This window comes from Candidatus Poriferisocius sp. (assembly GCF_965219775.1).
Lineage (GTDB): Bacteria > Actinomycetota > Acidimicrobiia > Acidimicrobiales > Bin134 > Poriferisocius.
In genome coordinates this window covers 502,008-514,753 of sequence record NZ_OZ244793.1, presented here as the reverse complement: position 1 = coordinate 514,753, position 12,746 = coordinate 502,008, and the positions used below count along the sequence as shown (strand labels likewise).

Here is a 12,746-nt window from a genome sequence, read left to right as displayed (position 1 = left end):
GCGGGCCGGGCACACACCAAGGGCAACGAACGGGCACGTCGAAGTCGGGCTCAGCGCACCCAGCAGGCGGCTCGGTGGGTTTCGGACCGCACGGTCAACGGCGGGGCCTCCTCCAGGCAACGCTCCTCCACCAGGGGGCACCGCGAGGCGAAGCGGCAACCGGGAGGCGGTTTCACCGGGTCGGGAATCTCGCCCTCCAGCACGATGCGGCGCCGGGACCGCTGCACCGGGGGGTCGGGGATGGGCACGCTGGAGAGCAAGGCCTCGGTGTAGGGGTGGACGGGGTGGTGGTAGATGGTGTCCCGGTCGGCCAGCTCCACCACTTGCCCGGCGTACATGATGGCGATGCGGTGGGAGATGTGGCGCACCACCGACAGGTCGTGGGCGATGAACAGGTAGGTCAGGCCCCGCTCGTCCTGCAGGTCCTGCAACAGGTTGACCACCTGCGCCCGGATGGACACGTCCAGGGCGGAGACCGGTTCGTCGGCCACGATGAACTCCGGCTCCAGCGCCAGGGCCCGGGCGATGCCCACCCGCTGGCGTTGTCCGCCGCTGAAGGCATGGGGGTAGCGATCGGCCGCTTCCTCCGGCAGGCCGCACCGCTCCAGGAGGCCGACCACCCGGTCGCGGGCGTCGGCCACCCGGTTCACGATGCCGTGGACCACCAGGGGTTCGGCCACCAGCTCCGCCACCGTCATCCGCGGGTTCAGGCTGGCGTACGGATCCTGGAACACGAGCTGCATGTGCTTGCGCAGATGGCGCAGGGCCTCGCCCTTGGTCCCGGTGATGTCGCGGCCCCGAAAGCGAATGGTCCCCGCCGTGGGGGGGATGCGGCGCAGGATGGCCCGTCCGGTGGTGGTCTTGCCCGAACCCGACTCCCCCACCAGCCCCAGCGTCTCCCCGCTTCGGATGTCAAAGCTCACGTCGTCCACCGCGTGCACCACTTTGCGGTGGTCGCCCCACCAGGGGGCGCGTCCCACCGGGAAGTGGATCTTGAGGTTCTCCACCTGCACCAGCGGCTCACCCACCGGGGGCGGCCCGGCCGAGGCCTCAGGCGGCGGCGTAGGGGTGCCAGCAGGCAACGCTCCTCCCCTCTTCCAGCGGGGTGAGCTCGGGCAGTTCCCGACCGCACCGGTCGGTGGCCCAGGCACACCGGTCGGTGAACGGGCAGCCCGGCGGGGGGTCCAACAGGTCGGGCGGGGCGCCGTCGATGGACACCATCCGGGGCTGCACCTCGTCCACCCGGGGGGTCGACTTGATGAGGCCGTGGGCGTAGGGGTGGGCCGGTCGGGCGTAGAGGTCGTCGGCGGGGGCGACCTCGGCCAGGCGACCGCCGTACATCACGCACACCCGGTCGCACATGCCCGCCACCACGCCCAGATCGTGGGTGATCAACAGCACCGACAGGCCGAGGCGGTCCTGGATGTCGGCCAACAGTTCCAGGATCTGGGCCTGGATGGTCACGTCCAGGGCGGTGGTGGGTTCATCGGCGATGAGCAGCTCCGGCTCGCACGACAACGCCATCGCGATCAGCACCCGTTGGCGCATGCCGCCGGAGAACTCGCTGGGATACTGCTTGAACCGCTGCCGGGGGTTGGAGATGCCCACCAGGTCGAGCAACTCCACCGCCCGCTCCCTGGCTTGCCCGTGGGTGTAGCCGAGGTGGCGCCGGGTGACCTCGGTGAGCTGGTTGCCGATGGAGAACACCGGGTTGAGCGAGGTCATCGGGTCCTGGAACACCATGGAGATCTCGTTGCCCCGGACCCGCTTGAGCTCGGCGCCTGCGTCGGGGCCGCGCACCAGCGACCGGCCCTTCCAGGTCACGTCGCCGCCGGTGATCCGCCCCGGCAGCTCGGTCAACCCCAGGATGGCCTGCGACGTGACCGTCTTGCCCGAGCCCGACTCCCCCACCAGGCCGACGGTCTCGCCCCGGTCGATGTGCAACGAGACCCCCCGCACCGCCTGCACCACGCCCCGGCGGGTGAAGAACCGCACCTGCAGGTCGTCCACCGTCAACAACCGCTCACCCATGGGCGACGGCCTCCCGAAGCCGGCGGGCGTACAACACCGCGTGGCGCTTCTCCCGCTCTTGGGGATCGGCCACCACCCGCAGCCAGCTCGCCACCAGGTTGATGGACAGCACCGTCAAGGAGATGACGATGCCGGGCATCACCACCAACCACCAGGAGTTGAACACCTGGTCCTGACCGGAGGCCACGTCCAGGCCCCACGAGATGTCGGTGCGCTTCACCCCCACCCCCAGAAACGACAACGCCGCCTCCGCCAGCACGATGCGGGCGAACTCCAGCACGGCCAGGGTGCTGATGGGGGCGGCCAGATTGGGCAGGATGTGCTTGAGCATGACCCGCCGGGGGCGACAGCCGATGATCTCCGCCGCCTCCACGTACGGGGTTTCCTTCACCGACAGCACGACCCCCCGGGTCATGCGGGCGTAGATCATCCAGCCGTTGATGGACAGCACGATCACCACCGTGCGCACCGACGGGCCGAGCAGCGAGGCCAACAGAATCGCGATCAACAAGCCGGGAAAGGCGATCTGGGTGTCCACCACCCGCATGATGAACCGGTCGGTGCGTCCCCCCCGGTAGCCGGCCACCAGCCCGGCCAGCACCCCGGCCACGCCCGCGATCACCAACACGGCCAGCCCCACGAACAGCGACACCCGGGCCCCGTAGATCAGCCGGGAGAGGATGTCGCGCCCCAGCGTGTCGGTACCCAAAACGTTGCTCCAGTCCCCGTCGCTGTCCCAGACCGGGGGCTGCAGCCGGTTCATGATGTCCTGTTGGCCGGGGTCGTGGGGGGCCACCAGCGGGGCGAACACCGCGGCGGCCACCAGCAGCACCAGGAACAGGGCGCCGAGGAATCCGGCCTTGTCCCGCCACAGCTCGGCCATCACGACAGTTCGATCCTCGGGTCGATGGCCTTGTACAGGATGTCCACGATCACGTTGATGGCCACCACCAAGACGGCGGCGATCAACACGATGGTGGACAACAGGAACAGGTCCCGGCGTTGGATGGCCTCCAGGGCGAAGAAGCCGAAGCCGGGCCAGGCGAACACCCGCTCCACCACCACGGTGAACCCGGCCAGGGCCCGGGTGATCTCCCAGCCCGACAGGGTCAGCACCTGCACGCCCGCGTTGCGCAGGGAGTGCTTGGCCACCACCGTGCGGGTGGGCATGCCCTTGGCCTTGGCCGCCCGCACGTACTGGCTGTTGAGTTCGTCGATCATGGCCGACCGCACCACCATGGTCAGGCGGCCCAGCGCGGGCAGGGCCAGGGCGATGGCCGGAAGGATGATGTGCTTCAACCCGCCGTAGCCCCCCACGGGCAGCCACTGGAACTGCACGGCGAAGATGATGATCAACAGCAGGCCCACGAAGAACTGCGGGATCGACAGCCCGGCCAGCGACAGCGTGACCAAGAGGCGGTCCAGAATGCTGCCCGGTCGCAGGGCGGCGATCATCCCCAGGGGCAGGGCCAGGGCAATGGCCAGGAACATGCCCGCGGCCACGAGCTGCAGGGTCTTGGGCAGCGTCTGGCCGACGATGTCCATGGTGGAACGGCCGGGCTGCCACAGGGAATCCCCGAAGTCGCCTCGGGCCAGGTCGCTCACGTAGTCGCCGAACTGCACCACCAGCGGGCGGTCGAAGCCCAGTTCGGCCTCACGGGCCTCGCGCTCCTCCTGGGTGGCCTCCAGGGGCAGGATGAAGTCCACCGGGTCGGTGAAGGCCCGGGTGAGGAGGAAGACGACGATGGTGGCGGCCACCACCACGACCAGCCCCTGGCCGATGCGCCTGATGATGAACAGTCCCATCGATCCCCCTGGGTCAGAACCGCCGCCAGCCCACGACCGGGGTCCGGCCTCGGGCCCTGGACGGCGGGCGACGGCTCAGGAGCGGGGTGGCCCGGACCTTGGCCCGGTCCACCCCGACCCGACGATGTGGCGGCTGGTGGCCGAAGCGGCGACTAGCCGGCGCTCATCTCCTTGATGAGCAGCTTGGAATCCACCCGAGGACTCCACGACATGCGCTCCGACAGGCCGTAGATGTCCTCGTTGTTGATCAGCCACACGAAGTAGGCCTCGTCGTAGGCGATCTGCACGGCCTCCTGATAGAGGGCCTCCCGGGCGTCGGCATCCACCTCGGCTCGGGCTTCGTCGATCAACCCGGAGAGCTGCTCGTTGCTGTTGGAGCTGCCGATGCCGCCGGCCTGGTAGTAGGTGCTGAGCTGGCGGTCGGCGTCGAGGATGTCGTTCGAGCTGGACACGAAGATGGCATCCGCCCGGCTCTCCCGGTCGAACAGCACGTCGAGATACTCGCCGAACTCGGGGAGCTGGAGGTCGACGTCCAGGCCCGCTTCCTGCCAGTAACCGGCCACGGCCTGGACCAGCTCGGCGTCGAGCAGCCAGCGGCCGCTGGACTCGCCGACCAGGGTGATCGTCTCTCCGGCCACACCGGCGTCCTCGATCAACTGGGCGGCCTGCTCGGGGTCGTAGGGGTAGGCCTCGATGTTCGGATTGTGTCCCAGAATCGACGGGCTGAGGAGCTGCCCGGCGTCGATCACCGCGAACCCGCTGAACAGGCTGTTGGCGATGGCTTCCTTGTCCACCGCCAGGTTCAGGGCCACCCGCACGTTGCGGTCGGCGGTGATGCCCTCGTCGGCGTCCAGGATGAGCACCGGGTGCTCCTGACCCTGGGCCGTGGCCGCCTGCGGGGCCTGTGGGACGTCCTCGGGATTGAGGTTGGTGATGAGGTCGTAGTCGCCAGACAACAGACCGGCGAAGCGGCTGCCCGACTCGGTCACGAACCGGTACTCCACGTCGGTGATCGACGGGGCGCCGTCCCAGTAGTCGGGGTTGGCCGCCAGGGTGACGCTCTCGCCTCGGGTCCAGTCGGTGAGCTGGTAGGGACCGGTGCCGATGACCGAGTCCGACAGGTCGGCGGCATCCTCGGCCGATGCGGGGATCATCTTCAGCCAGTACATGCGGGAGGGCAGCACGCCGTCGGGGGCTTCGGTGGTGATGTTGACGGTCAACTCGTCAACCGCCTCGGCACCGCTCAGGGAGGCGAAAAAGCCGTCGTTGTCGGTAACGCCCTCGTCGATGAGGCGGCTGATCCGATGCACGCTGGCCACCACCGAATCGGCGTTGAAAGGCTCCCCGTTGTGGAAGGTGATGCCGTCGCGGAGGGTGAACTGCCAGGTGGTGTCGTCCAGCCGGGTGGGCATGTCGGCGGCCAGACCGGGGATCAGGTCCCCGTTGGGCGTGCGGGCCAGCAGCGTCTCGTAGACGTTGTCGTTCACCGCCCGCTCACCACCGTCGTCCACCAGATGGGGATCCAGGCTGGTGGGCTCCGACCCCAGGGCAATGGTGATCGACACCGGTTCCGGCGCGGGGGCCGGTGGGTCGTCGCTGCCGTCGTCGGCGCCGTCGTCGGCGCCGTCATCGCTCCCGGTGTCGGTGTCGCCGGACGGGGCCGGGGCTTCGTCACCGCCTCCGGCACCCGAGTCGTCATCGTTGCCGCAACTTGCCGCGAACAGCGCAAAGACGAGCAGCAGCATCAACCATCGGAATTTCCTGGGCACGGGTTCCCTCCTTGACAGGGCAGCCCTCACCGGCCGCCTCGAATCACGTTCTGTTTACCGTGAACAGCCTTGCAGGTCAATCCCGAGACAACCGAGTGTTGCCCCGGATTTCACTCTGTGCTTGCCTCAGATGGAAGCCGGCCCGAGAACCGAGTTTGCCTCAGAACGCCTTGATGGCCCCGCCGTCCACCCGTAGGGCCGTCCCGGTCACGAAGCTCGCCCGGGCGCTGCAGAGGAACACCACCACATCGGCCAGTTCCCGGGCCTCGCCGATGCGCCCCAGCGGTATCTGGGCGATGTGCTCGGCCCGAACCTCGGTGGGCGGGCGGTCCTCACGGGCGGCGCGGGCGGCCTCGAATCGCTCCAGGGCGGCGGTGTCGAACTGGCCGGTGACGATCACGTTGACCAGCACCTCCGGGGCGAGATCCAGGGCCAACGAGCGGGCCGCCGCGGCCACCCCCGACCGGAACACCGACGACAACGCCAGGTCGGTGCTGGCCTCGGCCACCGAACGGGCCGTGAGAAACACCAGCCGCCCCTGGTCCGACCGGCGCAGCAGGGGCGCGGCGGTCCGCACGGCCTCCAGGGCGGGGGCCAGCATGGACCCGTAGGCCCGGCGGTCATCGGCGGCGTCATTGTCGAGGATCCCGCCCGGACTCCCCCCTCCGGTGTTGACCACCAGGATGTCCAGCCCGCCCAGGCCCGCGTGGGCCTCGTGGACGAAGCGCTCGGCGGTGCCCGGCTCGGTCAGATCGCCCAGGACGCCCACCGTCGCGCCGGTGGCCCGTTGGGCCTGGGCCAGGCGCTCGGCGTCTCGACTGGTGACGGCCACCGCGGCCCCCTCGGCCACCAGGCCGGCGGCCACCGCGGCCCCGAGCCCGCTGGAGGAGGCCAGCACCAGGGCCCGGCGGCCTCCCAATCCGAGATCCATCACGCCCTTTTCGGGGTGCGGGCCGGGTTCACGAACCGAAGAACACAGTCTTGAGGGACGTGTAGAAGTCCATCACCGTGGGGCCGAGTTGCTCGCGGTGAGTGCCTGTTCCCGACCGCTTGGTGCCGCCGAAGGGAGCGTTGAAGGCGGCGCCCACCGTCGGGCGGTTGATCCGCACCGTCCCGGCCTGAATGGCCATGGCGAACCGGCGGGCGGCGGCGATGCTCGTGGTGCAGATCGCAGAAGTCAGGCCGTAGTCGCCGGCGTTGGCCCGCTCGACGGCCTCCTCCAGTCCGGACACCCGCTCGAACCCCACCACCGGGCCGAACACCTCGGTGCGGGCCAGGGCCATGGTGGGATCGACATCGGCCAACAGCGTTGGCGCAAAGAAGTGGCCGTGGGCCAGATCGCCCTCCAGGCGGGATCCGCCGGTCACCACCCTGGCCCCGGCGGCCACTGCGTCGGCCACCACCTCGGCCATCGCCTCCACCGCCCGCCCGTCGATGAGCGGCCCCATGGTGGTGGAAGCCTCGGTGCCGCGGCCCACCACGTGGGCAGCGGCCTTGGCCACCACCAAGTCCAACAGGGCATCGTGGACCTCGGTGGCCACCAGGATCCGCCCCGCCGCAGTGCAGGCCTGCCCCGACAGCGAGAAGCTCGACTGGGCCACCACCTGGGCCGCGGCGTCCAGGTCGGCGTCGGCCAACACCACGATGGGGTTGTTGCCCCCCAGTTCGAGCTGCAAGCGGCGGCCCAGCCCCACGGCGTCGTGGATCCTCGCCCCGGTGGCGGTGGAGCCGGTGAAGGTGATGGCCCCGACCCGCTCGTCTGCCACCAGATGGGCCCCGGCGGCCACTCCGTGGACGGTGTTGACCACCCCTGGGGGAAAACCCGCTTCCACGAACGCCTCCCCCAGCCGCTCACCCATGCGGGGCGTCATGGGCGACGGCTTGAACACCACCGTGTTGCCCGCGGCCAGGGCCGGGCCGATCTTGCGGCTGGCCAGGTTGAGCGGGAAGTTCCACGGGGTGATGACCCCGACCACCCCCACCGGCTCGCGCTCGGAGTAGACCGTGGCCCCCGGGTCGTCCGACGGGTAGGTGACCCCGGTCAGACGAATGGCCTCGGCCGCGTAGAGCTCCAGGTTCTTCGGCGTCCGGGCCGCCTCTTTGCGGGCCATGCCGAGGGGCTTGCCCATCTCGGCCACCATCTCGGCCCCGATCTCATCGGACGCCGCCGCCAACACCCCGGCCGCCTTCTCCAGGAGGGCGGCCCGGGCCGAGGGCGTGGTCCGGGACCACTCGGGAAAGGCCTGGGCGGCCGCGGCCACCGCGGCGCCCACGTCGTCTCCGGTGGACTCCGGGGCCACCGACACCAGCGTGCGGGCGTCGGCCGGGTCGTGGCGCTGCAGGGTGGCCCCGTCCGACGCCGGTTGGCGGGCGTCGCCAATTCGGTTCTGTACCTCGAAGGTCATGGGCAGACGGGTTGTGCGGGCCGGGCCGCTATGCCACCGGCGGGGCCGACCAGTTGTCCCACTTGGAGAAGTCGGCTTTCTGACCCAGGCTCTCCAGCAGGGCGGTGATGGCCGCCTGACAGCAGGCGATGTCGTCGGCGGTGTGGCCCCCGCTCACGCCCACGCCGCCGACCACCTGGCCGTCCACCTCGATGGGCCAGCCGCCCACGAAGATGGTGAAGCGACCGCCGTGCATGTTGTTGATCCCGAAGGCCTCCTGGTTGGGCTGGGCGTTGGTGTAGGTATGGGTGGGGCGCCGATGGCAGGCCGCGGTGAACGCCTTGTCGATGGCGATCTGGGGGCTGGTCGGCTTGCCCCCGTCGAGGCGGCGGAGAGCAATGGGCCAGCCGCCCGCGTCGGAGATGCAGATGGTCTCGGGCACGCCCCGCTCCTCGGCCACCGCCTGGGCGGCGTCGAGCATCAGGTTGGCCTCCTCGAGGGTGAGTTGCTTGGTGTCGATCACGGTTGGACTCCTCGTTGTGCGGGTTGGTGGTCTCAGCGTTGCCGGCGGACGCCGCCGCCTCGGTGGCGGAACCATACCGATGCTGCCCCGGCCACATCCTGAATGGCAACGCCTTGGGTCTCAAAGATGATCGGACCATCCCCATCAGGCCGGGACCACCGCTCCGAGCCCCCCAGCACGTCGGCCAGATCGGCCATCGCGTCCCAGGAGATGCAGCCCTCGGCCACCGCGTGCAGCAGATCCCCGCACTCACTGCGGGACCCCTCCAGGGAGTCCACCACCACCGCCCCCGCCCGGGCGAACAACTCGGGCGGCAGCTCACAACGCTCCGGCTTGGTGGCCCCCACCGCACACACCAAAGCGTCATCCCGCACCGCCGAGGCCTCGAAGATCGGCTGGTTGGCCGACGTGACCGCCACGATCACCTCGGCGCCGGCCACCGCCTCGTCCGACCGGTCCACCCGTCGGACCGGCATCCCGCGGGCCACGCCGTGATCCACCACCCCCTGGGCCCGCTCAGCGGAGCGGCCCCACACCCGGAGATCCTCCAACGGGAGTTCCCGGGCCAGCATCTCCAGGTGGGGCACCGCCTCCACCCCGGTCCCCAGCAGGGCCGCCGTCCGGGCCGACGGCGAGGCGAACCGACGGATGGCCACCGCACACAGCGCTGGAGTGCGCACCTGGGTCAGCGCGCCGCCGTCCATCGAGCAGAGCAGCCTGCCGTCCAGGTCGAACAGCACCACGTGGAACGTGAAGCGACCGGCCTTGGTGGCGTAGACCTTGCCCCCCGACACCCCCATGGACGGAATCACCGCCGCCATCGCCGAGGCCATGCCACCCCCGGCCTGGGCCCGGACCCGGACCGTGGAGGCCGCTTCCCCCCGCCCCAGTTCGGTGAACACCCGGTCCAGGATGTCGGTCATCTCGGCCGGGTCCAGCAGGGCGGCCACGGTGGCTTCGTCCAGATGCTCCACGGGCTGATTCGTCCTCCGTCCTCGGGTCGCTGGTCGGGGCCGGCGAGCGGCCAGGCTACAGGGCGCAGACCCCGCCGCCGGTACGGGGATCGACCACTGCCATCGCCGTGCCCGGCGCACCCTCGGGACGGTCGTCCACTACGATCTGCATGGCCGACCGCAGCCCCCACCGGCCCACCCGTTCCAGCCGTGGGGCCACCGCCCCCAAGGCCTCCACTTCGGCGTCGGCCATCCCCTCCTCCACCCGCACCCCGTCGTCGTCGCTGCGCCACTCCCACCGGGCCTCCACCACCGCCTCGGCCACGGCGTCGGCCACGGCGGTTGGCCGGTGCATCAACCGGGCCAGCGTCTGGGCGTTCCAGGGCATCTGATTGGCCCCTCCCGGCGTCGCCCCCTGCACCCGCCGCCCGTCGCCGGGGGCAATGGCCCAGGCGTGCAGCGTGGTGGCGGGCTTGCGGCCCGGCCGGGGGAAGTTGGGGTGGCCCTCCTCGGTGCTGAAGCCCCGTCCGGCTCGGTTGGACAACACCAGGTCGTACTCCGGCACCACCAGGCCGCTGCCGAACTGGGGGAACGAATTGGAGTGGATGACGGTCACCATCTGCCCGGTGCGGTCCACCGCGCTGACCATGGAGGTGCCCGACGGGTCGGCCAGGGTGGCCCGTCGCCGGGCGATGGCGTCCATGACGTGACGGTAGAGGTCGCCCTGGCTGAGCGGCCCGCGGGCGCCGACGGCCTGCACCACGTCCAGCAGCGACGGCCCGTGCGTGGGGGCGGGCGTGACGAAGCAGGTGCCCAGCAGCCCAGTGGCCGAGGCCACCTCCACCCACGCCGCCCCGGAGAACGCCATGTCCTCGGCCCGCAGCACCCCGCCCGCGTCCCGCACCCGAGCGATCATGGCCTCGCCCACGTCGCCCCGCAGGAACGACTCCGGGTCGGCCCCGAACATCTCCATGGCTCGAGCCAGTCCAGGCAGGCGGGTGACGGTGCCCGGCGCAATGGGGTCACCCCCCGGCAGGTAGACGGTCCCGTCGGGGTTGTGGACCCCGAGCAGCTCCCGCGACTCCTCGGCCAACAGCGAGCAGATACGCGCCCAGGCGAATCCCTCGTCGGCCAGGCGCACCGCCGGGGCCGCGAGCTGCGCCATGGCCAGGGTGCCCCGCTCGGCCAGCGCCCGGTAGCCCGCGGGCGCGCCGGGCACCCCCACCGACACCGGGCCGGTCGCCCCCAGCGCCCCCCGGCGGGCGGCGTCGGCCAAACCGGCCGGGGCACCGCCCACCGCGATCAACGCCTCCGGGCGGGTCGCCTGCGGGGCCCAGCTCAACGCCACCAGGTCGCCCGCCAGACCACACTTGGGGGGCAACAGCACCGTTTCGGCCAGAGCGGCGGCCACCACCGCGTCGTAGGCGTTGCCCCCCCGCTCCAGCATGGCGGCTCCGATCCGGGCCGCCTGCGGGGCCGCCGCCGCGGTCACGCCCCCGACCCCCCGGGCGGAACACTGCTCGGCCATGACGGGCACGGCCCCCACCGGTCGCAGGGCGCTCACCGGCCAACCTCGGGTCGCCTCACGGGGAAGCCCCCGCCGACCCTCGGTCCTGCTCGGCGACGACCGTACCGGTATGCTGCATGGAACCCCCGAATCTCACCGTCGGGCACCGAATCCTTCGCCACGAAAGACCCTCGGATACGAAAGGCCTCACGAGAATGGCACATCTACTTTCCGAAGACGATTTCCGGGTTGCGCTCCAGGACGCCATGTCGGGCCGCGAGGCCAAGGACGCCTCCTTCAGCCAGGCCTGGGCCCAGGGCAAGCTCCAGCGCAAGCACTTCGCCCGCTGGGCCGAGAACCACTACCACTACGTCGGACCGTTCGCCGACTACCTGGCCTACATCTACGCCAACACCCCGGACTCCGCCGCCTCCGCCAAGGACTTCCTACTGCAGAACATGTGGGAGGAAGAGATCGGCGACATCCGCCACACCGAGCTGCTGATTCGCTTCGCCGAGGCCTGCGGCACCACCCGCCAGGCGGTGGAGGATCCCCGCAACATCACCGCCGTCACCCGGGGACTGCAGTCCTGGTGCTATGCGGTGGCTTTCCGCGAGCACTTCACCGTGGCCACCGCCGCCCTGGTCGTGGGCCTCGAATCCCAGGTGCCCAGCATCTACCGCAAGCAACTCCCGCCGCTGCTCGACCCCGACGTGTACGGGTTCACCGAGGACGAGGCCGAGTTCTTCGACCTCCACATCACCTCCGACGAGATCCACGGGGAGCGGGGCTTTCAGATCGTGGTGCAGTACGCCGACACCCCCGATCTTCAGCAACGGTGCATCGAGATCACCCGGGACGGGGCCGACATGCGCTTCGCCTACACCAAGGCCCTCTACGACACCTACGTGGCCCCCGACCTCGGCGACTGGCAGGCCGCCCCCGAAGGGGAACTGCTCGGCGTCGCCTGACCCCCGCCCCTCCCCGTCCGGCGACGGCCCCCGACGACGTTCGCCACCGCCGCCCTCCCAGCACCACCACCGAGGCCGCTGTCCATGCCGACCATCAGGTTCCTGACCTCCGGCACCGATGTCGATTTCCCCGACGGCGAGGACGTCAACTTGCTGCGGGTGGCGCTGCGGAACAAGTGCGGAGTTCCCTTCAAGTGCGCCACCGGCCTGTGCGGCACCGACCGGGTCCGCATCGTGGACGGCGCCGAGCACCTGAGCCCCCCCAAGCGCCGGGAGCGAGAACTCCTGGGCGACCTGCTGGACGAAGGGGTCCGACTGGCGTGCCAGACCTACGTCTCCGGTCCGGTCTCGCTCTACTGGGACCCCGACCAGAAGAGCATCGACGAGGACTCCCGGGCCGGAAAGCGCCTGCTGGCTGAGTGGCTGGACGCCGAGGACGGCCAGTGACCGCCCCCGAAGAAGACGCCGACCGGTGGGTGGCCGCCGTGGCGGTTGACGTGCTCGCCAAGCGCCGCAAGCTGAAGATCGACACCGACGTCGGCGAGATCGTCCTGCTCTGGCACGAGGGACGGGCCTGCGCCCTGGCCAACATCTGCATCCACCGGGAGCGGGAGTTGGTCAACGGCACCATCTTCAACGGGCGGATCGTCTGCCCCGGCCATCAATGGGCCTTCGACTTGGAAACCGGCTACTGCAAAGAGCGCGAGGAAACCCAGCCCGTCCATCCCACCCGGATCGAGGACGACATGGTCCTGATCAACCTCAGCGCCTCCAACATCCCCGACGCCCAGGACCGCTGAGC

At 70.5% G+C, this 12,746-nt stretch carries 13 protein-coding genes; 3 read left to right on the top strand and 10 right to left on the bottom strand.

Annotation, left to right across the window (positions count from 1 at the left end; translation table 11 throughout):
• Window positions 1–50: 50 nt before the first annotated feature.
• From ACOQPQ_RS02285 to ACOQPQ_RS02240, 10 genes are all read right to left on the bottom strand, one after another.
• On the bottom strand, window positions 51–1,028 hold the full coding sequence (locus tag ACOQPQ_RS02285) for an ABC transporter ATP-binding protein (protein ID WP_420637825.1): 978 nt from the start codon (window positions 1,026–1,028) through the stop codon (window positions 51–53).
• Between the two features lie 22 nt (window positions 1,029–1,050).
• Window positions 1,051–2,031, bottom strand: coding sequence for an ABC transporter ATP-binding protein (locus ACOQPQ_RS02280; RefSeq protein WP_420637824.1), 981 nt, complete (start codon window positions 2,029–2,031; stop codon window positions 1,051–1,053).
• Window positions 2,024–2,914, bottom strand: coding sequence for an ABC transporter permease (locus ACOQPQ_RS02275; protein ID WP_420637823.1), 891 nt, complete (start codon window positions 2,912–2,914; stop codon window positions 2,024–2,026). Before ACOQPQ_RS02275 ends, ACOQPQ_RS02280 begins: the two co-directional genes overlap by 8 nt.
• Window positions 2,914–3,837: an ABC transporter permease gene (locus tag ACOQPQ_RS02270; protein ID WP_420637822.1), complete on the bottom strand. Its 924-nt coding sequence runs from the start codon at window positions 3,835–3,837 to the stop codon at window positions 2,914–2,916. Before ACOQPQ_RS02270 ends, ACOQPQ_RS02275 begins: the two co-directional genes overlap by 1 nt.
• 152 nt (window positions 3,838–3,989) lie before the next feature.
• On the bottom strand, window positions 3,990–5,606 hold the full coding sequence (locus ACOQPQ_RS02265) for an ABC transporter substrate-binding protein (protein ID WP_420637821.1): 1,617 nt from the start codon (window positions 5,604–5,606) through the stop codon (window positions 3,990–3,992).
• 160 nt (window positions 5,607–5,766) lie between these two features.
• Window positions 5,767–6,537, bottom strand: a complete 771-nt coding sequence (locus ACOQPQ_RS02260) for an SDR family oxidoreductase (RefSeq protein ID WP_420637820.1) — start codon at window positions 6,535–6,537, stop codon at window positions 5,767–5,769.
• A 28-nt stretch (window positions 6,538–6,565) separates the two neighbouring features.
• Window positions 6,566–8,011 carry an aldehyde dehydrogenase family protein gene (locus ACOQPQ_RS02255; RefSeq protein ID WP_420637819.1) on the bottom strand — a complete coding sequence of 482 codons (1,446 nt, stop codon included), beginning with the start codon at window positions 8,009–8,011 and terminating at the stop codon, window positions 6,566–6,568.
• A 28-nt stretch (window positions 8,012–8,039) separates the two neighbouring features.
• On the bottom strand, window positions 8,040–8,513 hold the full coding sequence (locus ACOQPQ_RS02250) for a GlcG/HbpS family heme-binding protein (RefSeq protein WP_420637818.1): 474 nt from the start codon (window positions 8,511–8,513) through the stop codon (window positions 8,040–8,042).
• A gap of 32 nt (window positions 8,514–8,545) precedes the next feature.
• Window positions 8,546–9,487 carry an ornithine cyclodeaminase family protein gene (locus ACOQPQ_RS02245; RefSeq protein WP_420637817.1) on the bottom strand — a complete coding sequence of 314 codons (942 nt, stop codon included), beginning with the start codon at window positions 9,485–9,487 and terminating at the stop codon, window positions 8,546–8,548.
• A gap of 55 nt (window positions 9,488–9,542) precedes the next feature.
• The gene (locus tag ACOQPQ_RS02240; RefSeq protein WP_420637816.1) at window positions 9,543–11,030 is read right to left on the bottom strand and encodes a gamma-glutamyltransferase; all 1,488 of its coding nucleotides are present in this window, start codon (window positions 11,028–11,030) and stop codon (window positions 9,543–9,545) included.
• Between the two features lie 158 nt (window positions 11,031–11,188).
• Between ACOQPQ_RS02240 and ACOQPQ_RS02235 the strand changes: the two genes are divergently transcribed.
• The 3 genes from ACOQPQ_RS02235 to ACOQPQ_RS02225 all read left to right on the top strand — a co-directional run bounded on the left by ACOQPQ_RS02235 (window position 11,189) and on the right by ACOQPQ_RS02225 (window position 12,744).
• Window positions 11,189–11,944: a TenA family transcriptional regulator gene (locus tag ACOQPQ_RS02235; protein WP_420637815.1), complete on the top strand. Its 756-nt coding sequence runs from the start codon at window positions 11,189–11,191 to the stop codon at window positions 11,942–11,944.
• Between the two features lie 84 nt (window positions 11,945–12,028).
• Window positions 12,029–12,391: a 2Fe-2S iron-sulfur cluster-binding protein gene (locus tag ACOQPQ_RS02230; RefSeq protein WP_420637814.1), complete on the top strand. Its 363-nt coding sequence runs from the start codon at window positions 12,029–12,031 to the stop codon at window positions 12,389–12,391.
• Window positions 12,388–12,744, top strand: coding sequence for a Rieske (2Fe-2S) protein (locus ACOQPQ_RS02225; protein ID WP_420637813.1), 357 nt, complete (start codon window positions 12,388–12,390; stop codon window positions 12,742–12,744). Before ACOQPQ_RS02230 ends, ACOQPQ_RS02225 begins: the two co-directional genes overlap by 4 nt.
• Window positions 12,745–12,746: the final 2 nt, after the last annotated feature.